Genomic DNA, 26,499 nt, shown 5'->3' on the forward strand with positions numbered 1-26,499 from the left:
ACAATTTATATTTTTAGGAGAGTAGAAGTGAGAGGGTTTAATAACAAGATAAAGTCTGTTTATCAAGAACTAACAAATTCCAAAGAGAAATTCGGTAGCTTTCACAAGACTTTAATTCATTTGCATACACCTGTTTCTTATGATTACAAGCTATTTTCTAATTGGACTGCAACAAAATATAGAAAAATTACTGAAGATGAACTATATGATATATTTTTTGAAAATAAGAAAATAAAAGTTGATAAGACAATTTTTTTTAGTAATTTTGATAAGGTTGTTTTCTCTAGTTCAAAAGAATATATTAGTTTTCTTATGTTAGCAGAGGCAATCATAAAAAATGGAATAGAGATAGTTGTAGTAACTGATCATAATACTACCAAAGGTATTAAAAAGTTGCAAACAGCAGTCTCAATCATAATGACAACTTATCCGTTTTATGAGATACATCCTCATATTTTACATGGAGTAGAAATTAGCGCAGCAGATAAACTGCATATTGTATGTATATATGATTATGAACAAGAATCATGGGTTAATCAATGGTTAAGTGAAAATATTATAAGTGAGAAAGATGGAAGTTATCAACACTCATTAACTATAATGAAAGATTTCAATAATCAAAAAATAGTTAACTATATTGCTCATTTCAACAGTTATAACATTTTGAAAAAAGGTTCTCACTTATCAGGTGCATATAAACGAAAAATTTTTTCTAAAGAAAATACACGATTTATTGGTGTTAAAAATATAAATTCTGTTGAAGGGTCTAGAAATAAACTATTAGCAGATTTTAATTGTGAGCCCAACTTTCTATTAGATAATGATTCTCACGATATTGATTCACTCGGGAAGAATAATCTATGGTTGAAAGGTGGAAAAATTTCTTTCAAGATGTTTCAAGAAGCATTGTTTGATTATAACGTATCAGTTAGTTTATGTGAGCCAAGCTTGAAACAAAAGTCTTATATAAAAGGATTATATATAGAAAATCGTGGGGGGAATAGAAGTTTTCTTGCGGGTGATAAGTTAAAAAAAGATAAAGACTTCTTTTTAACATTTTCACCATCTATGAATTGTTTAATTGGAGGGAGAGGTACAGGAAAAAGCACATTAATTGATATGTTACAATTTGTACTTTCTCAAAATTGTGATAAGCAAAGCAAATTGGAATTTCTATGTAACCATGCAAATGCTTTTGTACTCTATGTTTTAGAAGAAACTGAATACATTATTGAAGTTAGTTTACCAGATGTCAAACAAGAAAATAAGGATAATATTTTACAATATTATGGTCAAAATCGAGAGAATAAGTTTGGCTATTCTTATAGATTTGATTCTGACTCTGTTAAAGAATGGACACGATCTCAGTACACAAAAGTTTATAAAGTTGAAGGTAATTATTTTAAATTAGTTGATAAAACTAGAATTTTAGAGAAAATGTTTGATAGGAGATATTCTGTTAATGAGTTAGTTAGAACAGCGGACGGTGAAAAAATTACAGAATTTATTTCCGATTTAATGATTAAAAATAAAAAATTACCGAGACCAGACTATGGGCTAAGAACTCAGACACTCGAATCGTTTGAAGTAAAATTAAAGGAACTAGATGAATATTTAAAAGAGCGGAAGCAATTAATACTCGAAATAATTGAGGATTTTAATAAAACTCAGATTGGTAAGTTAAGAATTTGTTACGAGCAAATTGATAAATGGGAAGAACCACATTTGGAAAGTTGTCTTTTCAAGAATAATTCATTTCCACGTTCTTCGTTTGAAAACTATAGAATTAGTATGCAAGATGTAGCAGAAGTTTTGTATCTTATATATCGAGAGCTAGGAATGAAAGAATTTGTTAAAGTCATTGTAAGACAAAGTATTCCAAATAAGTATTTTATTATTTTAAAAAGTATCTCTGAGGATAATTTTGCAAAAAAAGAAAATAAATGGAGAGATAAGTCTGAAATTAATGAATACAACATTACGCATTTAAAAACGAGTATCTACTCTTTAATTGAAAATAGTAGTTTATTAAATGAATTTAAAAGAGTTTTAAAAGCTCATGTAGCTAATGAAAGGCTATTTTTGGAGTTTAATATTAACTCTAAAGAAACCTCACAACAACTTGATATCCTCTATAAAGAAGTTGGTGTATTAAGTTTGGGACAAAAGGTTGTAGCAATGCTTGATTTTTTATTAGCATATAGTGATTATTCTAAAGACTTCAGACCATTGATTATTGATCAGCCTGAAGATAATCTAGACAATCGATATATTTACAGGCATTTAGTCCAGCAGTTTAGAGATGTGAAAGCTCAACGACAAATTATTTTAGCAACACATAATGCTACAATTGTAACAAATTCAATGGCAGATCAAGTTGTTATTATGGAGTCAGATGGAGTTAATGGATGGATTGAATCACAGGGATATGTTAGTGAAAAATATATAAAAAATCATATCATCAATCAATTAGAGGGGGGAAAAGATTCCTTCAGACATAAAATGTCTATATATGAGACGGCTTTATCAGAGTAGAGCAAGAAAAAGTAGGTTAGAAATTTAGCCTACTTTTTTCTTTGTTCGACAGGCATACTATTGGAATAACAAGAACTAATCCTATGGTGGTTAAAGATTAACTACCTTTATGTTACTGATTAATATATTTGTCATAGTGCTCTTGGTAATATGCTTTTATATTATGTTCTCCTAAAATTTCAAACACCTGAAGTGCTTGTTTCATCTTTTCGATTCCGTTCGCATGATTGCGCTTAAATTCAAAATACCCACACGTATATAAGAAGACGGTTTGTTCATAATAGTTCAATTCATTGTTTAGTAATTTTTTTACTTCTTTGATTAGAAAACTACAATTTTGAAATTCTTCATTATCAATACTAACAATTAGGCAATTGATTGCTAATTGTGTAACAAGCCGTTTATTTGTCTTGTTCAAAGATGAATAGAGATAATTTTTTAACATTTCTATAGTTAATAGGAAAAAGAAGTTATAATTAATTGTTCTTACACAGTTACCTAATAAGATAATTTCATAGTAACCCCAGTTTTCAACTTTAAAAAGATAATCTGTAAGCTGTAATAATTCCTCGTCCGAGGGGAGAAAATTTTTATTTGTGGTATAGAGAATCGATTTTACCATTGTCTTTTCATACGGACCCAAGTTAAAACTTGAAGAGTTTGATAGTAATTCAATAATACTAGCAAAATTTTTTGAGGAGTAGTGTTTTCGAATATATTGCACCAAGTTAGCGAATGATCCAGTTCTAGTAGAATTATTGTCATGAAGAATAATAAATTCATCCAAAGTTATATGTAATTTATCTAAAATATTGATTAGTCGAATACAAGATATTTCTGATTCTCCCCGTTCAAATCTAGAGATTTGAGATTTAGATAAATTACTATCAGCAATTGAACATAAACTGATTTGCTTTCCTTTTCGAATTTTTCTGAGTGTTATACCAAGTTTTGATTTCATATTTCCCATTTTCCCAACAAAATTTCAAAGGTTTTTTATTTATTATACAATAAATAAAAAATAAAGGGATGTTCAGTATGAAAAAACTTTTAAAATTTACATGAATATTGTTATTGATTATGGATATTATCATTATAGTCGGAGGTTGAATCTTACCTGTACAGGTAAGTATTTAGTTATAACTAAATACTTGTTTTGGATTATTATGAAATAGACGGTATTTGTTATCTTGATTTTAGAGTAACTGGCGAGGATGTATATTTCATTGAGTTAGAAACTATGTATGGTTTAAGTGAAAATAGTGCGGTATCAACTCTTGCAAAGAGGTTTGGAATAAGTCTTACCGATTTAATAAAAAGTGATATTCATCATGGTTTAACTAGAAAGAAGGGATATTTTGGATATTAACAAGAAAACGTTTTATACAATAACTTTTGGTGAATTTATATCAAATATTGGAGATAGATTTCAGAAAATTGCTTTTCCAATCTTAATTTACCAAGAATTTCATTCGTCTTTTGCAATGGGAGGAATGGTGATTATTGAATTGCTACCTCAATTCTTCTTGGGATTTGTTATGGGTTACTTATTAGATAATTTCAATAAGAAAAATATACTATTATGGTCTACATTAATACCTGCATTATTATGTAGTGTAATACCGATATTATCTAAATATTCAGTTTCTATATTTTTTTACTACGTTATTGCATTTTTGATACCTTTATTTTCGACACTTTTTCAAACAGGATTCTCAGTCATTACTCCTGCCTTATTTGAGAAGGAAGAATTGCAAAAATATAATTCTCAGTTTCAAGGTGTCCGAACTATTTCAAAATTAGTTTCTCCAGCTATAGCAGGGGTACTAATGTTAAAGTTTAATATTAATAGCATTTTTTTTATTAATAGTGCTTCTTTCTTGTTATTATTTCTTTCAATACTAATTTCATATATTCCAGATCAAGAACACAAGAAGAATGGTAATGATGATATAAAAGAAATTTTTGTAGGTTTTAAAGAGAACTTTACAAATATTAAATTGAGGATTTCTTTACTCTTTACTATTGTTGTGAATATCGCTATGTTAGGTTTCAATGCAACGATTATTATTTATTTACAGGATCAATTAAAATTATCAAATAGTCTTGTTGGGATTGTTTACTCAATTGCTGGATTTGGAAGTTTGATAGCAGTAACCTTTCTTTCTACTTTTTTGAATAAGAAGGATGCCTTTATCTTGATGAATATATCAATGGCAACCATCCCACTTGTCATTATGGCGAGTGGAATAGTAGAAAATTGGATATTTTTTGGAATTTGTTATTCAATTTTGAGTGGATTAATTACAATAGCTTCTGTTTCGATTACAACAATACAGCAACAAGAAAGTACTGTGTATAATATTGGAAAGATACTTTCTAGTTCTTTTGTAATAGCTACCATTTTTGCACCTTTTGGAGGGATATTGGCCGCTTATTTTAATTGGCTTTTAAACCCGAGATTAAGTCTAGTTATTTTGGGATTACTAAGTAGTTTATTGGTTATTCTTATAAAGAGTTATGAAAAAAAATTAAGGGGAGATAAATAAGATGAATGAAAAATACCTATTTAATTATGAATAATCTAGGTATTAGCCTTTATAAAAGACAATTCTAAGTTATAAATTCAAAAAAATATCACAATTATTTGCTAAAAAATAATAACAATAGCTTATTATAATGCAATAATCAATTTATGAGTAGTTTATACAGGGTTGGCGAAATTGTTAAACGCGCCTATGATACAGGTAGGTTCGACTGAATGTCTATTGGAGGTTCAAGTCCTTCACCCCTCATATGAAATATTTTTAAATTGTAGTAATGCTTTATAATAAGTTTTACTGTTTTTTATTTTATTGAGGTAAATCAAATGAATATTGTAGTTTTATATGGTGGTAGGAGTCCTGAGCGGTTAATTTCGGAAGTTTCTTCAGAACAAGTTGCTGAGGCGCTAACTACTGATAATGTAATAAGACTAAATTTAAATGGAATATATATTTTTGGTGATAAAGTCATAAAGAATTTTTCTCAAATCTATAAGTTGTATCAAGAAGGAAGGTTATTGGAATTTGATATTGATCAAGAATTGGAAATAACAGATTCAGTTATTTAAATTTGTAAATTAGCAGATATCGTCTTTTTATCTACACATGGAGGAATTGGTGAAAATGGGAAGTTGCAGGCATTGCTAGATATTTGTAATATAAACTATACTGGTAATGGATATCAAAGTAATGCTTATAAGTTTAGATAAGAAATTATCAAAGCGACTTGTGAGTACAGTTGGAATTAAGGTACCCTATGAGTATATGGATGAAAATGAGTTTGTTTTTCCGTTAGTAATAAAACCGAATGATACTGCTCCAGACTTGGAAGACGAAAAGTGATACCTTAAAAGTGGAGTTGAATAAGATAGTTAGTAAATTAAATTCGTTGTACAAAAAAGAAGAAAAATTAGTTTCAATGAATCTGGATGGAAAAATAGGTGATTCTGTATATGAAGATAAATTCAATCAAATACAAATTAAGCAAGAAAAACTTTTAGAAGGAAAAGTAAACTTAGAAGTAACTTTAAAATCAGAAGTTGATATACAAAGTAGATTAGAGAATTTTAAAGAAATTTTAACTTCACAAAAGACTTTGACGGAGTTTGACAAGGCCATTTTTGAAAGTATCGTTGAAAAAATAATAGTAGGCGGAATAAATTCTGATGGAGAAATTGATCCAGCAATGTTGACTATAATTTTTAAAACAGGAGATTCTTCGACTAAAGATGCAAAATCTTACAAATCTAAAAGAAAGAATGCTAAAATAGAAAATGATAAATTGTGTTTTAATGCCGTAACCGATGACGAAAAAAAGTGTACAAATAAAGAAAACAGCGCATGTCGAGTGTGTAAGTTTTTTAGTGAAATGTGGCTAATCGTTCAAAAATCAGAAGGACTAGAGATGTATATGTTGGAATTATATCAAAATCCTTCTTATAATGATCTAGTCACATTTGGGTTCTTAAAAGAAGGAAAAGAGTTTGTATCCAAAATAACTGGATATACTCTAGAAAATGAAGATGATTTTGTTCAAGGGAATAAAGTAGAAATAACGAACATTTAGATGAAAGGTTTAGAGTAAACATGAGTCTCTTATTTGAAGAATTTAAAACCATTTGTTTCCGTTTAAATCGAGTCGGAATTACACCGACACTGATGGGTTCTTTGGGATTGGAGTTTAGAACGAAAGAAAATTGGGGGCCGTCTGACATTGACATTCATGTGCCTGGTGACCCTAGAGGTTGGGAAGCACCTGATCATCTCAGAATTTATGATTGGGACAAGATAATGAAAGCGATGAAAGACTTAGGCTACGTCTTAATAGATATTCATGAGCATGAATTCCAAAAGGATCGAGTGAGTGTTGAATTTGGAAGTATCAATTCCTTACCTGATTTTGCAGGAGTTTCGGAATCGGATATAGAGCTTATTCACATTGAAGGCATCACTTTTCGTCTTCCAAGTCTGGAGCAGTATCTAAGTATTTACAAAGCTTCTTCTCAAGACTCCTATCGAAATGATCACAATAACAATAAGGATTTTAAAAAGATCGAGTGGCTGGAAAGACATTTGTAAATTATCATATGAAAAGTAGTAAGTTGTAAGACTGGCTGCTATGTTATTTTATCTTCATTTTTATTGGTCATTTAATTTATACTATATTGGCTAGTAATAGAATTAGTAATGAAAAGCAGGTGGAAAAACTGTAAAAGAGCCACAGGTACTTTTCTGGGGTGGATATCACGCATATTTTTCGGATTTAGATGGATATTATTGGGAAGTTTCTTGGGGACCCAATTTTCAATTTGATGAAAATGGACTATTGAAATTTTAGTAATTAAGGGAGATAGCAAAAATGGCTTCAAGTAAAGAATATTTAGATTTCATTTTAGAACAATTGTCCGAGTTGGAAGAAATATCATATAGAGCAATGATGGGCGAATATATAATTTATTATCGAGGGAAAATCATGGGTGGAATTTATGATGATAGATTTTTAGTGAAGCCTGTCAAATCTGCAATAGCGTATATGCCGAATGTAGAATACGAATTGCCGTATGAAGGTGCAAAGGAAATGCTATTGGTAGATGATGTTGACAACAAAGAATATTTAACCGGCTTATTTAATTCAATGTATGATGAGTTACCTGCACCAAAACCAAAGAAAAAGAAATAATAAAATCTCAGTTTATCTAGATAATACCATTTAACGATAACCTTATGCGATCGTTAAAAAGTATGTGAATATGTTCTCGGTGACTGCGCATGTCGAGTGTATGAGCTTGTTGGTAAAACGTAGCTAAACCTCTCGCTTTGATATTTCAAGGCGAGAGGTTTCAAAGCTCCACTGGAGCTTTGAACTCCCCAAACCTTTTGAGTTCTAAGCGAATTCCTGTTTGGATGGAGTGATACTTTGGTTTGGATCTGGGCTGTGATATAGATGCCATGACCAGAATTAATGAAATAGAGGAGTAAAATTGATGGAGCAAAATAAGCTCAAAGCAATTATGTTTGCCTTTCTGGCAGCTGTTTTTTATGCCATAAATGTACCGATATCAAAGGTTCTTTTGCAGCATGTGGGCCCGACTACAATGGCAGCATTGTTGTATCTTGGTGCTGGGATTGGTATTGGGATGATGTCACTCTTTAATAAGAAGGACAGGGAGAAAGCTGAGAGCCTGACAAAGGCGGAACTTCCTTATATTGTCGGAATGATTGTTCTCGATATTGCTGCACCGATTTTTCTGATGCTTGGAATCAGCTATGGTTCCTCAGCTAATGCCTCGCTTCTCGGGAATTTTGAAATTGTGGCGACGACGGTCATTGCACTGATTCTCTTTAAAGAAGCTGTAACCAAAAGATTATGGGTAGCTATTGGGCTAATCACCCTGTCAAGTATCTTGCTGTCGTTTGAAGGAACAGACAGCTTTCATTTCTCTTATGGTTCTTTGCTGGTGATCATGGCTACCGTTTGCTGGGGACTTGAAAATAACTGCACTAGAGAACTATCATCAAAGAGCACCTATCAAATTGTCATGCTAAAAGGCCTATGCTCAGGTCTTGGCGCTCTGGTCATTTCCCTTATAAAAAAAGAGTCCTTTCCAGGATTTGGCTATATCGCCATTGCCTTGGCTTTAGGTTTTGTGGCTTACGGACTCAGCATTTTCATGTATGTGAGAGCCCAGAATGTTCTCGGAGCAGCTAAAACTAGTGCCTATTATGCTGTCAATCCGTTGATCGGAGCTCTCCTTGCTTTTGTATTTTTAAGTGAATCCTTATCCTGGATGTATGTGATCGCCTTGATCGTGATGGTCATTGGTTCTGCTTTAGTGGTAGTCGATACGTTTATTCGCCAACATGACCATGAACACCAGCATACATTCACGCATAGCCATGGCGGAAGTACCCACACGCATACGGTAAGGCATTCGCATGTCCACAAGCATTATCTAACAGAAGAGAAGCACAGGCATCGTCATTCTATCGAGGAACTAGAGAATCTAGGAAAGGAAAAAGATAGGTAAAAGCAAATATAAGACAGGCTATTACGAGAGGCTGATATGAAATCAGAAGGAGCTGCTTTTGTTCTGAAATTCGGTAGATGTGAAGAGTTTCTGAGAGCTATCGGCAAAACTTGTATGGACAGATTAAAAGTTGGAGTACCATCTTTGCCTCGTTTTTGAGAAAGGACAAAGAAAAAATGGAAACACAAATTTTTTTAATGGGTGGAAATCCGCCGATAAAGAACCATACGGTTGTTAATAAAATTGTGTCATCAAGGAAGATCGAAAGAATTGTCATTTTTACAGTTTATCGAGAAAATTGGGAACCGTATATGAAAAAGTACACGGAAGTTTTCCGAAGTCAATGTCCTAATCTAAACACTGATTACTTACTCTTGGACACTGAGCAGATTAATTTTGATAGCTATCTAGATGCTGATCTAATTATTATCGGTGGTGGAAATACGGAAAAGTATTTAGCTACTTACGTCAATCAGCAGTTCAAAAATTATATCGATCGTATGCTGAATAAAGGGGCGAAAGTTATGGGATTTTCTGCAGGAGCCCTATTATTAGGAGAAAAAGTTTATGTTTCACCTAATGATAATGCAGATCATCAGATAAAGATAAAAAATGGATTAGGACTCTTTAGTCAGTTTTTAATTAGTGTCCATTATGATTCCTGGAATGATAAAGCTAATAAGGATAGAGCTGAAGAACTCGTTAATGTTCCCATAATTCCACTAAATGATCATTCCTGTCTTGTATTAGATAAACTTGGAAACATTATTGAGAAAATTGACTAGATTCCATTATCTAAATCTTGATCTAGGTAACTAAAGTGTAGACAAACTGGATGGGTTACTAGTGAAAACTGCAAGAAGTGTTGGAAAGTGAATCGGAGAGTGCGTGATGAATTTTAGTAGTAAGATAGCCATAAATAAAGGCTGGTCAGATGATAAAAAATATTGTGTGACAGATCAAAATCAGCAAAAATATTTCTTGCGTGTTTCTGATAAGGAGAAGTTAGATTCTAAAAAATTTGAATTTGATATGATGGAGAAAGTGGCTTCTCTTGGAATTCCGATGTGTAAGCCAATTAGCATAGAACTCTGCGATGACGAAGTACATTCTTTACACGAATGGATAGACGGGAAAGATGCTCGAGAAACCATTTTAACTGTTTCGAAAGAACAACAATATACTTATGGAGTAGAAGCAGGAAGTATACTTCGAAAAATTCATTCACTTCCTGTTACAGAAGTTCGTGAAGATTGGGAGGTCTTTTATAATCGAAAAATTGATGACAAAATCTCCAAATACAAAGAATGTCCCGTTCAATATGAAAATGGTCAGATCTTTATTGATTTTTTAAATGCAAATCGAGAATTGTTAAAAGATAGACCTCAGGTTTTCCAACATGGAGATTATCATATAGGAAATTTCATGATTGGTGTAGATCGTAAAATTTATGTCATTGACTTTGATCGATTTGATCTTGGAGATCCTTGGGAGGAATTCAATCGTATTGTATGGTCTGCTCGAGTCTCTCCCTTTTTTGCGTCTGGTATGATAGATGGATATTTTGATCATAAGGTTCCGGATTTATTTTGGAAGCTTCTCGCTATCTATATTCTAAATAACATAGTTGGTGCTCTGTCATGGTCTGTACCATACGGAGTTGAAGAAATAGCAGTAATGCAACATCAAGCTAAGGAGATTTTAGAATGGTATGATGATATGAAGCAAATCATTCCTAGTTGGTATTCGAACAAGAAGAAGACTGAATAATGTAAACGTTGGAATATCAATTTGAAGAAATGTCGGGATTATTTGCTCAATTTCAAATATGTCTAACTATCTTTAAAACAGATGATTTTTATCACTACGAGTTAAAGTCCTACAGTAAGGAGTTTAAACATGAAATTCCATGAATTTGGGGATAAGAATTCACCTCCTATCTTGCTCATACACGGTGGTGGCAGTTCTTGGTGGAATTATCTTCGTCAAGCAAGGATCTTATCAGAAGAATACCGTGTTATTTTACCTACTTTGAATGGCCACGGCGAAGAATATCCACTCGATTATGTTTCTACTGAAGATTCCGCTTTGGAGATCCTAGACTATATCAAAGCAAACTGTGGTGGAAAGGTGTTTGCGATCGGTGGCGTTTCACTTGGTGGTCAAATTGCTATGGAGCTTTTGTCCTTAGACAGCGAGATAGCTGAGAAGGCCATCATGGATGGAAGCCTCTGTATTCCTCAACCAAGGTTGGCTAAAATCAGCATCTTTCTAGTAGCTCTATTTGGTAAATTGATGTTCAGTAAATTCTCTTGCAAACTTCAATTAAGCATGATGGACAAACTCTATCCTAAACTGGCTTATCCAGAGGAGATAAAAGATTATTATTTGGAGGATTTGCCAAGGACACCTATCAAAACATTGGTGACTATTTACAAAACCTATATGGAGCGTTACAAGCTGAAGGACACGATTTCTGCAAGCAAGACGCAGGTTCTGTATATCTATGGTGAAAAAGAATTGAACTGTGTGAAAGCATCGGCGAAATTATTTCAGCAGCTCCATCCCAATACGATCCTGTATGAAGCTAAGGGCTATAACCACGGCTATTTATCAACTTACCTGCCTCAAGAGTGGATTGAGTTGGTGGTACCATTTTTAAAGAGCGACCCATTGGAAATCTGATATGCTGTAAGGAGAAATCTTATGCTAGGGGCAATAGTAGGAGACATTGTAGGTTCTGTTTACGAATGGGGCAATATTAAAACGAAAGACTTTCTATTATTTCGTGAGGATTGTTTTTTCACTGATGATACGGTTATGACCTGTGCTGTTGCTGAAGCCATCATGAACGGTGGTCAGAAGGATGACTTTATTGATGCCATGAAAAAATATGGTAGGATGTATCCCGATGCAGGTTACGGTGCAAGATTTGGGAATTGGGTTGATGGCGACGATCGAGAACCTTATAATAGCTTTGGCAATGGCTCAGCAATGCGTGTTTCTCCATGTGCCTGGACCATGGATTGTAGTTTCTGTGCACGAACGGGAGCCTGGCCGTCCAGAAGGGCAGTTGCACGACTTTCTGCAGAGGTGACTCATAACCATCCAGAGGGGGTCAAAGGAGCTATGGCGACGTCTGATGCTATCTTTATGTGTCGTTATTACTTTGGAGGTTACAGTGGCGACTATGGAAAACCGATCAACGATAATCCTACAGAGTGTAAGAGACTCATCAAGGAACACATAGAACAAGAGTATGGATATAATCTTTCTCAAACACTAGATGAAATTCGTCCTACTTATCGTTTTAATGAAACTTGCCAGAATACGGTACCTCAGGCCATCATTGCCTTTCTTGAAAGTACAGATTTTGAAGATGCTATTCGAAATGCGATTTCTCTTGGTGGGGATAGTGATACTCTTGCTGCTATCACAGGAAGTATCGCCGAAGCAGCTTATGGAATCCCTGATTGGATCAAAGACAAGGCCTATTGCTATCTCGATGAGCCTTTGAAAGATGTGCTCAGACGATGGGAGCAAGAAGTTTCAATAACATAACAGAGATTAGATAAAGACAACCAAAAACACTAAAGCGACGAGATAAGTAACAATCTCGTCGCTTTTTGCTTAATAGTTAATGTTGCTATGGATTTATTCAGGCACCTGGTTAGATTTTTGCTGATTCAAGAGGAGGATACAAGTCATTACTGAGATACAGGATACAAGAATCAGATACCAAAGATTTTCAAGACCCAAGCCATGATCTAGCATCAAGCAGTATCCCCAAGAAGCGGGGAAAAGACGCCCTATTCGTTTAAGAAAATCAGGTAGTAAGTTGCTAGGAAACATGATTCCTGAGAGCATAATTGAGGGTAAAAAGACAAGTTGCGCTATCATGGTAAGCTTTGCTTGATTTTTTACAGTAAGGCCCAGTATACTTCCGATACTTAACGATACGAAAATGTAGATGGCCAGTGCGAGAAAGAAAAGGGAAAGTTGACTCGGTAAACTTGCTTTAAATAAAATTGGAGCAAGTAGTAGGATCACTATGCAGGTCATTATCAAATGAACAAAGGCAGAGAGAACCATGGTCACCAATCCTAAGTGAATAGGCACACCATTTGCTTTATAAATCTTTTTTATGTCGCTTCCGTATGTTTCAATCAAGGAAGGCGGTAAGCCGAGAAAGGCCCCCATGGAAACACTCATGACAATCATTGACTGTATGAGTGTACTACCCATTTCGGGCATAACGGAAGTAAAAATACCACCCATGAGAAGAAAGAAAATAAGCGGTACAATATAGTAAGTAACCAAGAGAGACTTACTTCGTATGTCCAATTTCCACTGTAATGCTAGGCTATATAAGAATCCATTCATTCCGATCCCCTCCTTGCCATTTCGATGAAATGCTGCTCCAGTGTACCACGATCAACCTTAATATCCAATACCTGGATATGTTTCTGTTTGCATTCTTCCAATAAAGAAATCAAAGTGTCCTCGATCGTATCTGTTTCAAAAGATTCTTCTCCGTCCCGGGTCTTTAAATGGATGAAATATTTTCTTCCCAACCTGTCTGTCAGTTCTGAAGGAGTACCACAAAAGACAATCTTTCCACTATTCAAAATAGCAATGCGGTCACATAAGGTTTCAACTTCGGCCATATCGTGGCTTGCCAAAACAATTGTCTTGCCCTGTGATTTGAGCTTTCGGATTTGTTCATGGAGAGATAGTCTTCCCTCTACATCAAGTCCCGCTGTCGGTTCATCGAGAAAAATAATATCCGGATTACTGACAAGTGCAAGAGCAAGATGTAATCTTCTTTTTTGACCGGTGGATAATTCTATGTATTGCGACTCCTTCATTTCTTTTATGCCAAGGGCCTTTAGCATAGCATCATCAATGTATGCATGATTCCATTTTGCAAATAGCTTTATGGCTTCCATTGGTTTGATGTGGACGGGTAGAGAGGAGGACTGTAGTTGAATTCCGGTTTTCCCGTTTACAATTATAGTGCCTTCATCATATTTTCTCAGACCTTCGATACATTCAAGCGTGGTTGTTTTACCAGCTCCGTTCACTCCGAGCAGAGCAAAGATTTCTCCTTGTTTGATTTGAAAATCTAGACCTCTAAGAACCATATTGCTACCATAACTTTTCTTTAATCCAGAAACCTCTATTGCGTCTTTCATGGTTCTACCTCCTCAAAGGGATTTGTTCCAAGCCTTGAAAAATAGACTTGTAAAGCAGGCTCTAAATAATCATTAACGATTTTTTGCTTTTCTTCCCAAGCGTTTGAGGCGGTATCGATATTCCCTATCTCCATCAACTTCGGAAGCATGCTCATATCACCATTTGTAAACTCCATAATCAAGCTCCAGTATTCTTGCACAACCTGTTGGCTTTGTTCGCTTTCAACTGGCACGTTTTCTTTTTGAAGCTCCACGATTTGATCGCTTAGGTGGTTCAACCTGTCCATAAAGTCTTGTCCGCTTTTCTTGTCAAATCGACTGCGTATCTGGTCGAGCGTATCATCATCAAAGCGCTTAATGAGAGAGTAGGAGTCATTCTTCATCTGTAGATTGACAATAATGTCTGCATACTTCTTAAAATTGACCGTCTGTATTTGTAAAACTTCTGCCTTTAACTGCTCTATTGCGACTAAAGAATCCTTAAGTTGTTCAATATTTTTACGAAGAATATCTGCTTGCTCTGTAAGAGCATTGGCAACATCATCAGGTGTTTTCAAAGAGATCAAACGCCCCTTTATATCCTTGAGAGAAAAGCCTAATGATTTTAATGATAGAATCTGATGGAGTAGCACTATATCTTTATCGGTATAAAGCCTGCGACCTCCCTCACTTTCTGCCGATGGGGAAAGTATCCCCTCTTTATCGTAATATTGTAGAGTACGGATGGTAACGCCCATTTTCTTAGCAAGTTCCCCAACTGTCATAAATCCTTCCGGTATTGCTCTGTATTTAGCCATCATTACCCACCTCCTCATACCTATTATACATCATGACGTAAGGTCATAAACAAGGATTTTTAATAAAATTTAAACTGTAAATCTTTTAGCATTAATGAAGAATCTCATAAAAAATATAGACTTGATGAATTGGTGAGCTTGTTTTCTATTTCAAAAGGTTATTTGGTCCAATAATAAATATCTGATATGTGAGTGGAAACGTGTTATAATTGAGGATGAGACAAGAGGAGGTAAGCTGGTGAAATTTTTAGCAATCAATCCTATTTAGTAAAAATAATGCTTGAATCTCTATCCTCACGTGTTGAGTATATTAGTTTGCTAAAAAACTATCTTCTATCTAAATATTGAAAGGATTAATGATGTATCTATTAGAATTTTACCAAAACAATTATTCAAAAGATTTAGTCGTGTTTGATTCTTTAGAAGAGGGAAGAGCCTTTGTAGCGCAAATCCCGGGATATACTTTAGAAAAAGAAGATAGTTTTGATGTGGAGTATTTTAATCCAAAAAATCTACCGGATTATATGGAGATTGTCTTCAATGGAAATATTATCCCTTTATCTAGATTTTCGTTTAATTCTGAGGAAAATGTGGACATTATTTGGAAAGAAATTTCGAATCTATCCGTTAAAAACGATAAAATGATCGAAGGAGCTACAAAAGTAGATGCATATGTCGTGAATAACGATGAAGTGAAAGCTTATGTCGAAGCACGAGAAGCAAACTTCCGCAAGGCAAAAGTATTCCTAGAAAACAAAGGGTATGAAGTTGACAGAAGCTTTTTCGGAAGTGAAGACGGCGAAGCGATTCTCTACAGAAAACGCGGCACCGAAGATTGGCACTTCTTATGCCACTTAGACCCGCTGTTTGTAGAGATTGAAGATGTCGAAGAATATGTGAAAGAAGCGATGGAAGATATTCAATAGTCAAACAAAGTTCTTTGTGAGTGTATGCAACTGCTTGAGTAGACGGATTGAGCAGTAAAGAGAAACATCTAGCACTATCTAGCTTCTTAAGGAGAAATATCTATCATGAAAATGGAAATCAGGAAAACCTATCTTGTAAAATAAGATTATCGCCTTAATTCCTCAAGATATGATTAAACGAATTCCATTTTTTGTTAGAAAACATGCCATTACACGTACTGTTAAGAGAATCTCGCTCGAGTATCCAGACTTGTATGCTGTAGCTGAACAAGAAGGACAACTTCCTGAAAAGGAAGCTTAAGAATTGCTACAAATTCTTACAAATATTTTCCAAGAGAAAATGAACAAGCATAAGATTAAATAAGTTTTGAGAGTTATCGATAAGATGTCGATTGAGCATTAGGAGTTGAGAATGGCTATTGATGGCGTTAAAATCATTGACAGTGATCAAGGTTATGACATTTACAATGAAGTAGTCGGTCGCTATAGAGACGGTGTACATGTAGCCAATATTATCAAGGATATCCTCGATGCGGAGAAAGATTACTGTCAAACAGACTTTTTTACAGAAATTTATTGGACTGCTCTTGCCTACTCACTGTGGAAGATTGGTCACCTGACAGACGATATCAGAGATAAAACCTTGGAGCTTATCAAAAAAGGGGCTGATCCATTTTGGTTGGAAATAGATTCAAAGGCTTTGAAGCAAAGGCAAAAGGTCTTGGATAAACTTGCTATCCATTTGCAAACTGAAAATCCTAGACCTCTAAAGGTCACTAAAGCCAAAACTAAACGTAAACCTTATTTTGAAGAAGGGGATCTCCTTGCTGTTAAGTTCAAAGACCAGTATGGTCTTATCTTTGTATCTATGGTTGAGCAGAGTCCTAGAAAGCTTGAGTATCATTTGGCTTGCACACGCCTCTTACAAACCAAAAAGCCCTCCATCGATGATTTTTTGACCAGTCAAATCTCCTGTAAGATGGACAATACAAAGTTTGCTCTCGTTACAGATTGCTGGTTCAATCACAAAGATTTAGGGCAATTAATAGAAAATATTGAAAAAATTGGACAGGTGAAACTTAGACCTTTTAGTCTTTGGATGTTGGCACCTGCCCAAAATTTAGAAGATATTTATGAAGAAATCACTAGAGATAAAGGTTCCTCTGGCCTTCGATTCATCGAAACCTATAAACTTGTCGAAGATATTTTTCCAGTTTAACGCTTATGTAATAAAAGGGGAAATGGTCAATCATTCCCATTGACTATGCTGGGCTCTGACTCCATAGCTATCAATCGAACCATCTGAATTGAACTTGGATTCAATCCGGTATCTTTTCCAGAGGTCGTAATCTGCTGTTTGGATGGTTAGGATAAAGTTGGTATCTTTATCAGAGACGTTATAATCAGCTGGATTGACTTCAAAGATATCGATTAATTTTCGTGTTTGAAAATCTTGGAGCTTGAGATTTGCTAGCTTGACATGATTGATGGAAATTTTTTCTAGTTGCTTGCTATCCTTAGGTGTTCTGTAATAGGTGATGACGCAGTTTTTGAGTTGATCAGTATCTCTTCCCGTAGGAGTAAGGCTCATAAAGCCACAGGACTGATCATCCCGCTTGACTTCAAGAAGCTGACCGTAGTAGAAGTGGTCGTTTTTGGGATTGGTGATGGAACTCTCTGCGCCTTTATCTCCAAAGGTATAGCCTTGCTCTAAAAGCTCGGAAGCCTTGGTTTCACCGATGATGACAGTGGTATCTTGAATGGTTACTGGAACTGGTTGAGCTGGAAGACCACTCATCATCATGCAGAACATAAAAACATAACTTGTTAAAAAAGCTGTCCCGATAACAGCATTGGTTGATGCATAGACATGACTGTTATGAAAGTTTTTGCTTATAGCCAGTACAACAAATTTACCAATACTTTTTAAAACCATACTAACAAGTACGATGAAAAATTGTTTTTTCAAACATTCATAAATGGCTTGAGGAAAGCTATTACTATGATAGTAGAGGACAGCCAATACGAGTAGATTTACGATTAAATAGATCAGCAAGAACCAATGAATCTCTTTAAGGGCATTAGCATCAGTGATTTCTTCATAGTCAACGTGAATTCTTCCTTGAACAGCATGGCCAAGTTTGTAAATCCATTTGGGAATGTCTTTGCCTTTTTTAACCGCAACTACAAGTCTGATATAGAGGTAGATAGTAAAGGATAAGGATAGAAAGAAAAGAGCATAAAAACCCAAAACAATACTAGTGAACATTACTATTTCCCTTTATTTAACATTCAATAAAACAATTTCTTAGCTCCATTATAGCATTTTCTATAGAAATAGAGCTAGAAATATCAGTATTATCCTACAAGATTCAAAGGAGAAAAATCATGGGAATGATTGCCAATTATCAATATTTACCAGACAATGAATTAGAACAAATAAAAGCTCTTTCTAACCAAGAAGATGACTTGTTAGACTTTGCTGAGGACTCCGCTGACACTCATGATATCATAATAGATATCGACAAAATGTGGGATGCTCTTCTCTTTGTCATGACAGGATTTAGTAGTTCAGAATTTTTGGATGACAATCCCTTGAGAGAAGCTGTTTTAGGGGTGACTCCTCTAGAGGATGTATCTGAATATATCGCCTATACTGAAAAATCGAGAATTGCGGCTATCAGTCAAGCTTTAGAAGAATTTGATATGGACAAGGCTTTGAAAGACTTTAGTATGGAAGCATGCAAGAAAGCCGACTTGTATCCTAATATTTGGGATTATCTTGAGGAAGAGGAAGAAATCAAGGATGACATTTTAACCTGCTTTGTAAATATGAAAGAGTTTTACAAAAATATTCTGGAACTCAATGGAAATGTCCTAGTCACTATTTGTTAAGGTTTTTATATTCCATTAGAAAGGTAATCCTATGAATCCATTTCTAGAAAAATACATTACATTAAAAAAGCAATACCTGGACCAAGATGGAAAGCCTTCAAGTGTCGCAGCCCTTTATGATTTGGCTGATGAATTAGCTAAGTCTGATGATTTAGAAGCGAAGAAAGTCTTAGTTGACCTCTATGAGCAATTGGGTCTCTACACTAGTGCCTATAGCTTATTTACTGAAATCTTAGATAAACCAGATCGAAAACAGATAAAGAAACTGAGTCGTTTACAAGAAATGAGTCAAAGTCATGGAGATAGATTTGCCCATTCTCGTCCACTAACAAAAGAAGAGAAGAAGCAAAGGCAGGACTTGTTAAAAGACTTACCCCATTTTCTCTATCATCCAGATCCCTTAGCTACAGGTTCATTTGTTGAAGGAGAAGCCAAGGTTTGCCCATCTTGTGGGAAAGAAAGCAATGTTTATTATGCACTTATACCTTATAGTATCAAAGATATAGAATACCTTTGCCCAATGTGTATTGCAAGTGGACTAGCAGCCAAAAAATTCGATGCAGAATTTATCCAAGATGCCGAGTGGCAGGGTGAATTGGATCCAGAAAAGAATCAGCTGCTTTTTTGTCAGACCCCAGGCTACTCTAGTTGGCAGGGAGAATATTGGCTTTCTTGTTGCCAAGATTATTGTGCTTACCTGGGTACAGTTGGAACTCGAGAATTGAAGGATATGGGAATCGCTGAGCAAGTCTTGGCAGACTATGAAGCGCGTGAAGAATATAAAGATGTAGAAGATTACTTGGTTAAAGACGGGCCTATCTGTGGTTATTTGTTTAGATGTCTCCATTGTCAAAAATACCAGATCTGGGTTGATGCAGATTAAATCGGAATGTGATTCGCTATGAAAATTAAAGAGAAGACTATGGAAAAACTAGAATTATTCGAAGCCGCCTCCAAAGATTTATTAGATACTATGCAGGGATTTAAAGACAATCTATCTATTCAATTTCCCCTATTAGATAGTGATAACTGGCAGTATGATAAGGGATCGATAAAAGTTTGTAAAGCTGATGAGTTAGGATTCAAAAAAAGATGTAGGGTCGGAATTAGCTACAACTTGAAAGTCTCCCTATTAAACGAAGATGCAGAGCAAATCTGGTTACTGTTTAAAGACTTTTTTTTGGTTTGCGAATTTGACCAAATCGAAAGAAATTCCAATAACGAAGATTTGGGAAGATATGTCTTCTCAGCAAGTTCCCCTCTAGGTGATCAGGTAGATTGTTCGATTTATTTGCCCAATGAGTGGAATATCCCTCAGATTAGCTTATCGGGCTATCTAACAGCTCGCTATAGGGCTTGTGATCTTGATAAATTGCAAGAATAAGATGGAGGTTTTTAGAGATGAGAAAGATTAATTGGGACAAGATAAAGACTCGCTTAGATGCCTTGCTAGTCATTGACGAATATCTGACAGATCCGAGTGAAGATTGGCTCAGACTCGTGATTAAGACTGAGGAAGACTATGGAGTCCGCTATCTTATTGATAATGGATCTGGTGATTCTTTAGATGTGATTTTGACTGATAAAATGATCCTTATAAAAGGCTTTGATCATGAAAGTAGTTTAAGCCAGTTTGGTGCTGACGAGTGGAATCAAGATATCATCGATAGTTTTTATAAAGGACTGGATGAAAAGTATGTCTCACTTTATTCAGAAGAACAAAAAGATGAAACAACCTTCTTTATCTGGTATGACGGTCACGCGCATCAACAGACTTACCAAGATCAGGATGGCGGAGAATGGTTGCTATCTTACCTCTTTGATAGCTTTGAGAGATTTCATGAGTTTGTGACTGACTATTATGAAATTACCGTAGATGAAGCCTTGTTAAGTAAACTATACAATCATGGATATCTTTCAGAAGTAGAATTGGAGCAATTAATTCATAATTCCTAGATTAGATAAAAAATCAGGCTTATTCTTATTTGGATAGGCCCTTAAAGCGATGGGATAAGTACATCTCAGTAAACTAATATGTACAGTGAGAAAGGATTTCCCTATGGGATTTTTCGATAGATTTAAAAAGAGAAAAAGTTATAGAGGTTATCACAAATATTTTAAAAGATATTCACTTAAAAAATTATGTTGACGAATCTGAGATTGACGATTTAAATGAATTCTTTGGATATGTTGAAAAAACACTTGAATTAAATGATTATGACACGATTGATGAATATGGAGTGGCATGTAATTTCCATCCACCTTATGAGTATTCTCAATTGGAGATTTATGATTATAATGACCATTCTGGGTTTGCCGTTGACTATGAGATGACTTCTAATTCAGAATTAGTGGATATGACCCTTCAATTAGAATTTTTATATACCAAAGATGGCTATAAGGTGAGATTTCTTAATATTGATTCAGATTAGTAAGGACCCCCATGTTAAAATCCAATAAGCTAATCATTTTTTTAATTTCTCTCCCCTTTCTGATGGTCATTGTTTTCTATTCTCTTAGTGAGCATCCTGGATACAGTGATGATGGGAATTTCGTCAGAAATCATGAGGCTGCTATTAAGAGTGAGATCATCGCACACTTAGCCCAGGAAAAGCAGGACATAGAATCTGTGACCTTATTACCAAATACTGCTAGGGGCGAGTATGATAATGGTGGTGATGTGAGTGGACATTACCATATCTATTTTACAGCCTACGTCAATCATAATCGCGAGCGAACGATAAGCGTAGAACTATTCTTCCCAGATGCCAGCATCCCCCCTTTCACCTTGTTTCCTCCCAACCCTTATAAAGACAAGGGCAAAAAGATGTCCAATTGGTTGATGGGAAATATTGAAGTATCGGAAGAAGCTTCTAAATAGAAATAAGAACAAGTAATGATGAATCGAATAGTAGATGATAAGATCACTCTTATCCCTTATTATAGGAATGATGACATCTCCCTTCTTTGGTATCAAGATAGTGAGGTTTGCAAACAAGTGGATAATACTGATCAGATTTACGATCTAACAAAACTTCATAAAATGTATGATTACCTAACTTCACACGGTTCTTGCTATTATATCCAATATGAGGGTGTGTTAGTTGGAGATGTGACACTTCAAAGTAACTCGGAACTTTCTATAGTGATCAGCAAAGAGTATCAGAATTTACAGATCGGAAGACGATGTATTTCTGAAATGATACAGTTGGCCAAAGAGAAAAAAATGGTTAAGGTAACTGCTCAAATTTATCCTTTTAATACTCAAAGTCAAAGAATGTTTTTGGCTTTGGGATTTCAGAAAGTAGATGAAGAGTGGTATGAATATAAGTTGATTTAGGAAAGGTGTGTATCTCCACATAGATTAAGACTGTAATCTGCTGTTTATAAAACAATGTTCATGAAAAATAGAGATAAAGGGTAGCCACTGATACATGGACAAGAGTTTTTTCCGAAATCTAAATATGAAGAGAACACCAACAGATGATTTTTGTTGGTGTTCTTTTTATATGATTTTACAATCTATCACTCTGATTCATGTTTGAAACAAGTTAAACAAACAGTTGTAGGAGGACCTTCGAAGTCGAAATTTTGTACGGTTAATGGAGGGATTTTCCCACTATAATCTCTCCACAGTTTTATTTCGTATATGAATTGCAATCGGTGTGATAAGTAGGTATAGCAAGGTCAAAATGATAAAAAATCCGATATCAGCATCCAAAAATACATAAACGATATTAAAGCCAAAATGCATGAAAATAGAATAAATCAGATTATTATATTTTTCCAAAATAATATTCATACAAATAGTAATAGATGTAATCACAACTATATTAGCAATAATATAAGGAACAGCCCGCCAGTCCGTAAATTTTGAATCTACAACCCACAGAAGTGTGTGCCAGAAACACCAGACTAGGCCTTGATAGATAGAGGATTTTAAAAAATGATATTTTTTATTAAATTCTTCTCTCATATAACCACGCCACCCTAATTCTTCACCAGTCGGACCTGATGTAAATGATAAGAATATACTTAGTGGCAATGATACGGTTCCTAGATTGATGTAGGAGAACATTGTTTTTTGGGTCATAAGTGAGTAGAGGAAGAGTGATAAAATACTGAGCCCAAATGTAAGACCAAATGAAGATAGAAGTGGGAGTAACGACACTTTAGCAGAGAAACACCGCTTAAGGAAAGTTGTTCTTTTCTCATCAGTCCTGAAATACTTCCATCCAAATAAAAGAAGGTATGATGGAGACCAAGCGACAATATTTCGTACAATCCACATGATAACTGGTGGAACCTTAAATACTAAACTTGCAGGAGCTGCTACGAAAATAATGAGTGCCCAAACAAGTACATAAGAACTGATGATGTATCTTTTTAAATAATTTACATTCATTTAGTTACCCTCTTTCTTCAGCTGTATAGATAACCAGTTCACTCTTAATACCATTTAATTCAATTATATTATCTGAATCGGGTGAATCGAATGGTTTAGTTTTTTGTCCATTTTTTTCATAATAAATGTTTGTACCAATTCCTTTGGTGACAGCAGTAAATAGGCTGTTTTCAGGAATACGAATTCTGGACGTTGCTGAAATCTGGTTAATTTCAACTTCACCGTTTAATGAATGACATAATACTTCCATATCAAGATTACAGTTTATTTTTACTTTACCTGAAATATCTTCTAGGGTAATACGAGATGTCTTAACGTCAAGTTCGATATTGTCACATTCTAGGGAGTGAATTTCTACAGACTCTGCACGAACCGCACATTCAATGTGACTAATATAAGGAGTTGGGATTTGCACAAAGATACTGACCGTTTCTTTAGCCGTTGCCTCTGTTACACCATTATAACGTTTTACATCTAGGTCAATTCTTTTTCTACTATCATCAATTTTTACTTTAAAATCATTTTGAAGTGTAGAAAGAAGATTGGATACCAGACGAACTCGTATTTTTTCTCCCTTGTATCCGGACAATACAAACTTTTCTGCGCCTCCAAATTTCATATCATAGCTCTTGATCTTATCGATATCATACTCTGTGATACTCTCAAAAAGATATTCGCTTGTTTTGAGACTAGTTCTTTCATTACAGATTAGCTCATCTATAGAGATGTTAAATAGGTTTGAGATGGATATCATATTTTCGATATCTGGAATTCCAGCACCTGTTTCCCACTTTGTTACAGCCTGTCTTGATACACCGATTTTTTCAGCTAAAATTTCTTGTGACATCCCTACTTGTTTACGTATGGATTTTAATTTTTCAGCAAATGTCATGTTGTATGACCTCCTCTATATTCTATGATGTAATTTGTCATAAAGTAGCAATATGACTGATTTTAGTATAGAATAAACGATGATTACAGCACAAGCAAGTAGAGGTTGCATTCTCATTATTTTTGCTACTTTGCGTGGCATTTATCGTTTTAACGTTGATTTTTAGCATTATTTTAGTTATTTTACCATACATTCAAATGGAATGATGAATACAATTAAAATTAATATTTTGAAATTCCAGAAAGTCTGGAAGTAATAAAAAATAGCATAAAATAGTTTCTAAAAAGTTATTTGTTCTGTAACCTCTTTTTTCTGCTATAATATCACTAGATAGAAATGTGGGAGTTTCAATCATGGTTACAAAACGGTTTTTGAAAAATGTTATTGTTGCGATCGTCTCGGTTTTTATATCCTTTGCTTTTGTTCAAGGGGCTCAAGCCCAGCAAACTGGACTGGATTACCAGAGTCTTCATCTACTGCCTTTTAATGGCAATAAGCAGCTTGTACTGGGGGATTTTGATCATTTAAGTCGGGCGACTTCGGCACATATTCAGCTGCAGGACAAGGATGAGCCAAAGAAAAAAAGAGAACCACGTCTCAACTATAATCCGGTTGGCTGGCACAATTATAAGATTGCTTATGGAAATAAAGGAAAGAAGGCCTGGTTGTTCCATAGAGGGCATTTGATCGGCTATCAGTTTAGTGGATTGACCAATGAAGGGAAAAATCTGGTTCCTCTAACTGCCTGGACCAATACGGGGAATTATAAAGGGACAGCGGATAGTAATGTGGAGGGCATGCTCTACTACGAGAAACGACTCGATAGCTGGCTGGCCACCCACCCAAATTACTGGTTAGACTACAAGGTGACCCCGGTCTATACTGGTGATGAATTAATTCCTCGGCAGGTGACCTTGCAATATGTAGGAATTGATCGAGATGGCAACCTTTTACCTATCCATCTAAGTAGTCCCAAAGAGTCGGTAGATGCTTATGGGATCACCACCGTGACCTTGGACAACTACTCTAAGAATGCGACCATTGACTATCTGAAGGGGACTGCCAAGCCATCTTTAGTGCCGACAGAACCAAGTAGCCAACCACAACCAGCCAGCCCTTCTGTAGAGACGCAACCAAGTCAAGCCCCTCAACCGAGTCAAGCAGTAGAACCAGCTCAGCCAGTCCAACCTGTCGAACCTGTAGCACCAACTCGTCAACTGGCTCCAGTAGTTTATGTAGCCAGAAATGGGAGTGCGGATGTTTATTGGTACTCTTTGGACAGTATGCCTCGCAATACTAATTTTTCTAAGGTGGTTCAGATGTCAGAAGAGCAAGCGCTAAGTCTTGGAAAGCGGCATACAAGTAAGGAATGAAGATCAGTTATTTTGATAATGAGAAAGCCCATTTGCTGGGCTTTTTGTGTAGGGTAAGTACTAAATAGGAGAACTAAAATGATTTAAAATATGCTATAATAATAGGACGGAGGTAGAATATGACCTTAGATGTAGATAAAGAAAAAATGATGATTATGGGTGTGATTTTTGACAACAAAAAGGTTTTTAAGAGTGTCTGGTTTGCTCTGAGCACCAATATGATTGAAGGATGGCATCCCACGGTAGAAGACGTGGAGCGACTGAGAGAAGAGGCAGTTGCATTAGGAGTTGGATAATGGTCAGAAAAATATATGAAGGGTATGATTATATAGACCCTGATAATTTATACACCTATCCCCATTCATCTGTTCTCATAAATAAATTTAATGAGAAAAATGATAATAAAGCACGAGAATTAGAATATCGTTTAGTAGCAAGTCAAAGTTTAAAACTGTTTATTAATCCAATTGAAGTAAATACTGTTTCAGATATTTTAAAGATTCATAAGTTTCTTTTTGAAGGAATGTATACTTGGGCAGGTCAATACCGTCAAGTAAATATCTCTAAAAGTGGAAATGCTTTTATGCCAGTTCAGTCTTTTGATATGGCAGAAAAATTTTTAAATACTTTGCTTTCAAACTATTTACTGAACGCAAATAATAAAATTGAGATTTGTAAAAGTTTAGCTGAGATATTAGATAATCTAAATTATTTTCACCCATTTCGAGAAGGAAATGGTCGTACTCAACGAGAAGTTATCCGTTCTTTAGCTTTGATGAAAGGCTATGAATGTGAAATTTCAATTGGTTTAGATGATGATATCTATCACTTATATATGGATGGAACAGTTTATGGAGATACTAGTAAGCTCGAAAAACTGTTCAATAAACTATTAACAGAAATATAGATC

Annotated in this window: 31 protein-coding genes and 3 pseudogenes; 27 read left to right on the forward strand and 7 right to left on the reverse strand. The window is 35.0% G+C overall.

Going from position 1 to position 26,499, the window contains the following annotated elements; translation table 11 throughout:
• Positions 1-27 precede the first annotated feature (27 nt).
• Positions 28-2,535, forward strand: coding sequence for a Spaf_1101 family AAA-like ATPase (locus tag NMM13_RS10130; RefSeq protein WP_254727714.1), 2,508 nt, complete (start codon positions 28-30; stop codon positions 2,533-2,535).
• Between the two features lie 112 nt (positions 2,536-2,647).
• On the opposite strand, the gene NMM13_RS05470 is transcribed toward NMM13_RS10130, so the two are convergent.
• Positions 2,648-3,496, reverse strand: a complete 849-nt coding sequence (locus tag NMM13_RS05470) for a helix-turn-helix domain-containing protein (protein ID WP_254727712.1) — start codon at positions 3,494-3,496, stop codon at positions 2,648-2,650.
• A gap of 195 nt (positions 3,497-3,691) precedes the next feature.
• Between NMM13_RS05470 and NMM13_RS05475 the strand changes: the two genes are divergently transcribed.
• The 13 genes and pseudogenes from NMM13_RS05475 to NMM13_RS05535 all read left to right on the forward strand — a co-directional run bounded on the left by NMM13_RS05475 (position 3,692) and on the right by NMM13_RS05535 (position 12,667).
• Entirely contained in the window at positions 3,692-3,904 is a 213-nt protein-coding gene (locus NMM13_RS05475) for a hypothetical protein (RefSeq protein ID WP_254727710.1), read from the forward strand.
• Positions 3,894-5,084, forward strand: a complete 1,191-nt coding sequence (locus NMM13_RS05480) for an MFS transporter (protein ID WP_254727708.1) — start codon at positions 3,894-3,896, stop codon at positions 5,082-5,084. Before NMM13_RS05475 ends, NMM13_RS05480 begins: the two co-directional genes overlap by 11 nt.
• 320 nt (positions 5,085-5,404) lie before the next feature.
• Positions 5,405-5,647: a hypothetical protein gene (locus tag NMM13_RS05485; RefSeq protein WP_254727706.1), complete on the forward strand. Its 243-nt coding sequence runs from the start codon at positions 5,405-5,407 to the stop codon at positions 5,645-5,647.
• A gap of 45 nt (positions 5,648-5,692) precedes the next feature.
• Positions 5,693-5,788: a hypothetical protein gene (locus NMM13_RS05490; protein ID WP_254728047.1), complete on the forward strand. Its 96-nt coding sequence runs from the start codon at positions 5,693-5,695 to the stop codon at positions 5,786-5,788.
• Between the two features lie 131 nt (positions 5,789-5,919).
• Positions 5,920-6,423: pseudogene (locus NMM13_RS05495) on the forward strand (recombinase family protein); the annotation flags it as partial.
• Between the two features lie 242 nt (positions 6,424-6,665).
• The gene (locus NMM13_RS05500; protein ID WP_254727704.1) at positions 6,666-7,157 is read left to right on the forward strand and encodes a nucleotidyltransferase; all 492 of its coding nucleotides are present in this window, start codon (positions 6,666-6,668) and stop codon (positions 7,155-7,157) included.
• Positions 7,158-7,275: 118 nt separating this feature from the next.
• A pseudogene (locus NMM13_RS05505) lies at positions 7,276-7,416 on the forward strand (VOC family protein); the annotation flags it as partial.
• Positions 7,417-7,437: 21 nt separating this feature from the next.
• Complete coding sequence (locus NMM13_RS05510) at positions 7,438-7,758, forward strand: TfoX/Sxy family protein (protein ID WP_070845560.1); 321 nt, start codon at positions 7,438-7,440, stop codon at positions 7,756-7,758.
• Positions 7,759-8,062: 304 nt separating this feature from the next.
• Positions 8,063-9,106 (forward strand): DMT family transporter, encoded by a 1,044-nt coding sequence (locus NMM13_RS05515; protein ID WP_048716987.1) that lies wholly within the window; start codon positions 8,063-8,065, stop codon positions 9,104-9,106.
• Between the two features lie 176 nt (positions 9,107-9,282).
• Positions 9,283-9,891 (forward strand): Type 1 glutamine amidotransferase-like domain-containing protein, encoded by a 609-nt coding sequence (locus NMM13_RS05520; protein ID WP_048717038.1) that lies wholly within the window; start codon positions 9,283-9,285, stop codon positions 9,889-9,891.
• A 106-nt stretch (positions 9,892-9,997) separates the two neighbouring features.
• Positions 9,998-10,876 (forward strand): aminoglycoside phosphotransferase family protein, encoded by an 879-nt coding sequence (locus tag NMM13_RS05525; RefSeq protein WP_254727701.1) that lies wholly within the window; start codon positions 9,998-10,000, stop codon positions 10,874-10,876.
• A 129-nt stretch (positions 10,877-11,005) separates the two neighbouring features.
• Complete coding sequence (locus NMM13_RS05530; protein ID WP_254727699.1) at positions 11,006-11,791, forward strand: alpha/beta fold hydrolase; 786 nt, start codon at positions 11,006-11,008, stop codon at positions 11,789-11,791.
• A 21-nt stretch (positions 11,792-11,812) separates the two neighbouring features.
• The gene (locus NMM13_RS05535; protein ID WP_254727697.1) at positions 11,813-12,667 is read left to right on the forward strand and encodes an ADP-ribosylglycohydrolase family protein; all 855 of its coding nucleotides are present in this window, start codon (positions 11,813-11,815) and stop codon (positions 12,665-12,667) included.
• Positions 12,668-12,760: 93 nt separating this feature from the next.
• Here the strand turns inward: NMM13_RS05535 and NMM13_RS05540 are convergent, their stop codons facing one another.
• Genes NMM13_RS05540 through NMM13_RS05550 form a run of 3 tightly spaced genes read right to left on the reverse strand, consistent with a single transcriptional unit; the run spans position 12,761 to position 15,101 of the window.
• Complete coding sequence (locus tag NMM13_RS05540; protein ID WP_254727695.1) at positions 12,761-13,489, reverse strand: ABC transporter permease; 729 nt, start codon at positions 13,487-13,489, stop codon at positions 12,761-12,763.
• The gene (locus NMM13_RS05545) at positions 13,486-14,301 is read right to left on the reverse strand and encodes an ABC transporter ATP-binding protein (protein ID WP_254727694.1); all 816 of its coding nucleotides are present in this window, start codon (positions 14,299-14,301) and stop codon (positions 13,486-13,488) included. Before NMM13_RS05545 ends, NMM13_RS05540 begins: the two co-directional genes overlap by 4 nt.
• Positions 14,298-15,101, reverse strand: a complete 804-nt coding sequence (locus NMM13_RS05550) for a MerR family transcriptional regulator (RefSeq protein ID WP_254727693.1) — start codon at positions 15,099-15,101, stop codon at positions 14,298-14,300. Before NMM13_RS05550 ends, NMM13_RS05545 begins: the two co-directional genes overlap by 4 nt.
• A gap of 356 nt (positions 15,102-15,457) precedes the next feature.
• Between NMM13_RS05550 and NMM13_RS05555 the strand changes: the two genes are divergently transcribed.
• The 3 genes and pseudogenes from NMM13_RS05555 (at position 15,458) to NMM13_RS05565 (ending at position 17,243) form a co-directional block, all read left to right on the forward strand.
• Positions 15,458-16,024 (forward strand): hypothetical protein, encoded by a 567-nt coding sequence (locus NMM13_RS05555; protein ID WP_254727692.1) that lies wholly within the window; start codon positions 15,458-15,460, stop codon positions 16,022-16,024.
• A gap of 142 nt (positions 16,025-16,166) precedes the next feature.
• Positions 16,167-16,388, forward strand: a pseudogene (locus NMM13_RS05560) (hypothetical protein); the annotation flags it as partial.
• Positions 16,389-16,436: 48 nt separating this feature from the next.
• Positions 16,437-17,243, forward strand: coding sequence for a hypothetical protein (locus tag NMM13_RS05565; protein ID WP_254727691.1), 807 nt, complete (start codon positions 16,437-16,439; stop codon positions 17,241-17,243).
• 30 nt (positions 17,244-17,273) lie between these two features.
• On the opposite strand, the gene NMM13_RS05570 is transcribed toward NMM13_RS05565, so the two are convergent.
• Positions 17,274-18,293 carry a hypothetical protein gene (locus NMM13_RS05570; RefSeq protein WP_254727690.1) on the reverse strand — a complete coding sequence of 340 codons (1,020 nt, stop codon included), beginning with the start codon at positions 18,291-18,293 and terminating at the stop codon, positions 17,274-17,276.
• A gap of 119 nt (positions 18,294-18,412) precedes the next feature.
• Between NMM13_RS05570 and NMM13_RS05575 the strand changes: the two genes are divergently transcribed.
• The 7 genes from NMM13_RS05575 to NMM13_RS05600 all read left to right on the forward strand — a co-directional run bounded on the left by NMM13_RS05575 (position 18,413) and on the right by NMM13_RS05600 (position 22,259).
• Positions 18,413-18,919: a YfbM family protein gene (locus NMM13_RS05575; RefSeq protein WP_254727689.1), complete on the forward strand. Its 507-nt coding sequence runs from the start codon at positions 18,413-18,415 to the stop codon at positions 18,917-18,919.
• Between the two features lie 31 nt (positions 18,920-18,950).
• Positions 18,951-19,802: a CbrC family protein gene (locus tag NMM13_RS05580; RefSeq protein ID WP_254727688.1), complete on the forward strand. Its 852-nt coding sequence runs from the start codon at positions 18,951-18,953 to the stop codon at positions 19,800-19,802.
• Positions 19,803-19,820: 18 nt separating this feature from the next.
• Positions 19,821-20,303, forward strand: a complete 483-nt coding sequence (locus NMM13_RS05585) for a hypothetical protein (protein ID WP_254727687.1) — start codon at positions 19,821-19,823, stop codon at positions 20,301-20,303.
• Positions 20,304-20,320: 17 nt separating this feature from the next.
• Positions 20,321-20,875: a hypothetical protein gene (locus NMM13_RS05590; protein WP_070674179.1), complete on the forward strand. Its 555-nt coding sequence runs from the start codon at positions 20,321-20,323 to the stop codon at positions 20,873-20,875.
• 95 nt (positions 20,876-20,970) lie between these two features.
• On the forward strand, positions 20,971-21,351 hold the full coding sequence (locus tag NMM13_RS10135) for a hypothetical protein (protein ID WP_348634519.1): 381 nt from the start codon (positions 20,971-20,973) through the stop codon (positions 21,349-21,351).
• Between the two features lie 11 nt (positions 21,352-21,362).
• A complete protein-coding gene (locus tag NMM13_RS05595) occupies positions 21,363-21,800 on the forward strand; it encodes a hypothetical protein (protein ID WP_254727686.1) in 438 nt (145 codons plus the stop codon).
• Between the two features lie 18 nt (positions 21,801-21,818).
• Positions 21,819-22,259 carry a GNAT family N-acetyltransferase gene (locus tag NMM13_RS05600; protein ID WP_254728045.1) on the forward strand — a complete coding sequence of 147 codons (441 nt, stop codon included), beginning with the start codon at positions 21,819-21,821 and terminating at the stop codon, positions 22,257-22,259.
• Positions 22,260-22,538: 279 nt separating this feature from the next.
• Here NMM13_RS05600 and NMM13_RS05605 read toward each other — a convergent pair whose 3' ends face one another.
• Both NMM13_RS05605 and NMM13_RS05610 read right to left on the reverse strand, forming a co-directional pair.
• Entirely contained in the window at positions 22,539-23,324 is a 786-nt protein-coding gene (locus NMM13_RS05605) for a CPBP family intramembrane glutamic endopeptidase (protein ID WP_254727685.1), read from the reverse strand.
• A 4-nt stretch (positions 23,325-23,328) separates the two neighbouring features.
• Positions 23,329-24,216 carry a helix-turn-helix domain-containing protein gene (locus tag NMM13_RS05610; RefSeq protein WP_254727684.1) on the reverse strand — a complete coding sequence of 296 codons (888 nt, stop codon included), beginning with the start codon at positions 24,214-24,216 and terminating at the stop codon, positions 23,329-23,331.
• Between the two features lie 353 nt (positions 24,217-24,569).
• On the opposite strand from NMM13_RS05610, the gene NMM13_RS05615 reads away from it, so the two are divergent.
• The 3 genes from NMM13_RS05615 to NMM13_RS05625 all read left to right on the forward strand — a co-directional run bounded on the left by NMM13_RS05615 (position 24,570) and on the right by NMM13_RS05625 (position 26,496).
• Positions 24,570-25,589, forward strand: coding sequence for a DNA/RNA non-specific endonuclease (locus NMM13_RS05615; protein ID WP_049472775.1), 1,020 nt, complete (start codon positions 24,570-24,572; stop codon positions 25,587-25,589).
• 119 nt (positions 25,590-25,708) lie between these two features.
• Positions 25,709-25,885 (forward strand): hypothetical protein, encoded by a 177-nt coding sequence (locus tag NMM13_RS05620; protein ID WP_003017298.1) that lies wholly within the window; start codon positions 25,709-25,711, stop codon positions 25,883-25,885.
• Positions 25,885-26,496, forward strand: coding sequence for a Fic family protein (locus NMM13_RS05625; RefSeq protein WP_023917895.1), 612 nt, complete (start codon positions 25,885-25,887; stop codon positions 26,494-26,496). The genes NMM13_RS05620 and NMM13_RS05625 overlap by 1 nt, the downstream gene beginning before the upstream one ends.
• Positions 26,497-26,499: the final 3 nt, after the last annotated feature.

This window comes from Streptococcus sp. CF8_St5-11, from assembly GCF_024295625.1.
Taxonomy (GTDB): domain Bacteria; phylum Bacillota; class Bacilli; order Lactobacillales; family Streptococcaceae; genus Streptococcus.

Excerpts from the sequence above, each read along its gene's own strand:
- NMM13_RS05470 (WP_254727712.1), bottom strand. The coding sequence starts at position 3,496 with ATGAAATCAAAACTTGGTATAACACTCAGAAAAATTCGAAAAGGAAAG.
- NMM13_RS05485 (WP_254727706.1), top strand. The coding sequence starts at position 5,405 with ATGAATATTGTAGTTTTATATGGTGGTAGGAGTCCTGAGCGGTTAATT.
- NMM13_RS05500 (WP_254727704.1), top strand. The coding sequence starts at position 6,666 with ATGAGTCTCTTATTTGAAGAATTTAAAACCATTTGTTTCCGTTTAAAT.
- NMM13_RS05510 (WP_070845560.1), top strand. The coding sequence starts at position 7,438 with ATGGCTTCAAGTAAAGAATATTTAGATTTCATTTTAGAACAATTGTCC.
- NMM13_RS05515 (WP_048716987.1), top strand. The coding sequence starts at position 8,063 with ATGGAGCAAAATAAGCTCAAAGCAATTATGTTTGCCTTTCTGGCAGCT.
- NMM13_RS05520 (WP_048717038.1), top strand. The coding sequence starts at position 9,283 with ATGGAAACACAAATTTTTTTAATGGGTGGAAATCCGCCGATAAAGAAC.
- NMM13_RS05525 (WP_254727701.1), top strand. The coding sequence starts at position 9,998 with ATGAATTTTAGTAGTAAGATAGCCATAAATAAAGGCTGGTCAGATGAT.
- NMM13_RS05530 (WP_254727699.1), top strand. The coding sequence starts at position 11,006 with ATGAAATTCCATGAATTTGGGGATAAGAATTCACCTCCTATCTTGCTC.
- NMM13_RS05535 (WP_254727697.1), top strand. The coding sequence starts at position 11,813 with ATGCTAGGGGCAATAGTAGGAGACATTGTAGGTTCTGTTTACGAATGG.
- NMM13_RS05540 (WP_254727695.1), bottom strand. The coding sequence starts at position 13,489 with ATGAATGGATTCTTATATAGCCTAGCATTACAGTGGAAATTGGACATA.
- NMM13_RS05545 (WP_254727694.1), bottom strand. The coding sequence starts at position 14,301 with ATGAAAGACGCAATAGAGGTTTCTGGATTAAAGAAAAGTTATGGTAGC.
- NMM13_RS05550 (WP_254727693.1), bottom strand. The coding sequence starts at position 15,101 with ATGATGGCTAAATACAGAGCAATACCGGAAGGATTTATGACAGTTGGG.
- NMM13_RS05555 (WP_254727692.1), top strand. The coding sequence starts at position 15,458 with ATGTATCTATTAGAATTTTACCAAAACAATTATTCAAAAGATTTAGTC.
- NMM13_RS05565 (WP_254727691.1), top strand. The coding sequence starts at position 16,437 with ATGGCTATTGATGGCGTTAAAATCATTGACAGTGATCAAGGTTATGAC.
- NMM13_RS05570 (WP_254727690.1), bottom strand. The coding sequence starts at position 18,293 with ATGTTCACTAGTATTGTTTTGGGTTTTTATGCTCTTTTCTTTCTATCC.
- NMM13_RS05575 (WP_254727689.1), top strand. The coding sequence starts at position 18,413 with ATGGGAATGATTGCCAATTATCAATATTTACCAGACAATGAATTAGAA.
- NMM13_RS05580 (WP_254727688.1), top strand. The coding sequence starts at position 18,951 with ATGAATCCATTTCTAGAAAAATACATTACATTAAAAAAGCAATACCTG.
- NMM13_RS05585 (WP_254727687.1), top strand. The coding sequence starts at position 19,821 with ATGAAAATTAAAGAGAAGACTATGGAAAAACTAGAATTATTCGAAGCC.
- NMM13_RS05590 (WP_070674179.1), top strand. The coding sequence starts at position 20,321 with ATGAGAAAGATTAATTGGGACAAGATAAAGACTCGCTTAGATGCCTTG.
- NMM13_RS05595 (WP_254727686.1), top strand. The coding sequence starts at position 21,363 with ATGTTAAAATCCAATAAGCTAATCATTTTTTTAATTTCTCTCCCCTTT.
- NMM13_RS05600 (WP_254728045.1), top strand. The coding sequence starts at position 21,819 with ATGAATCGAATAGTAGATGATAAGATCACTCTTATCCCTTATTATAGG.
- NMM13_RS05605 (WP_254727685.1), bottom strand. The coding sequence starts at position 23,324 with ATGAATGTAAATTATTTAAAAAGATACATCATCAGTTCTTATGTACTT.
- NMM13_RS05610 (WP_254727684.1), bottom strand. The coding sequence starts at position 24,216 with ATGACATTTGCTGAAAAATTAAAATCCATACGTAAACAAGTAGGGATG.
- NMM13_RS05615 (WP_049472775.1), top strand. The coding sequence starts at position 24,570 with ATGGTTACAAAACGGTTTTTGAAAAATGTTATTGTTGCGATCGTCTCG.
- NMM13_RS05620 (WP_003017298.1), top strand. The coding sequence starts at position 25,709 with ATGACCTTAGATGTAGATAAAGAAAAAATGATGATTATGGGTGTGATT.
- NMM13_RS05625 (WP_023917895.1), top strand. The coding sequence starts at position 25,885 with ATGGTCAGAAAAATATATGAAGGGTATGATTATATAGACCCTGATAAT.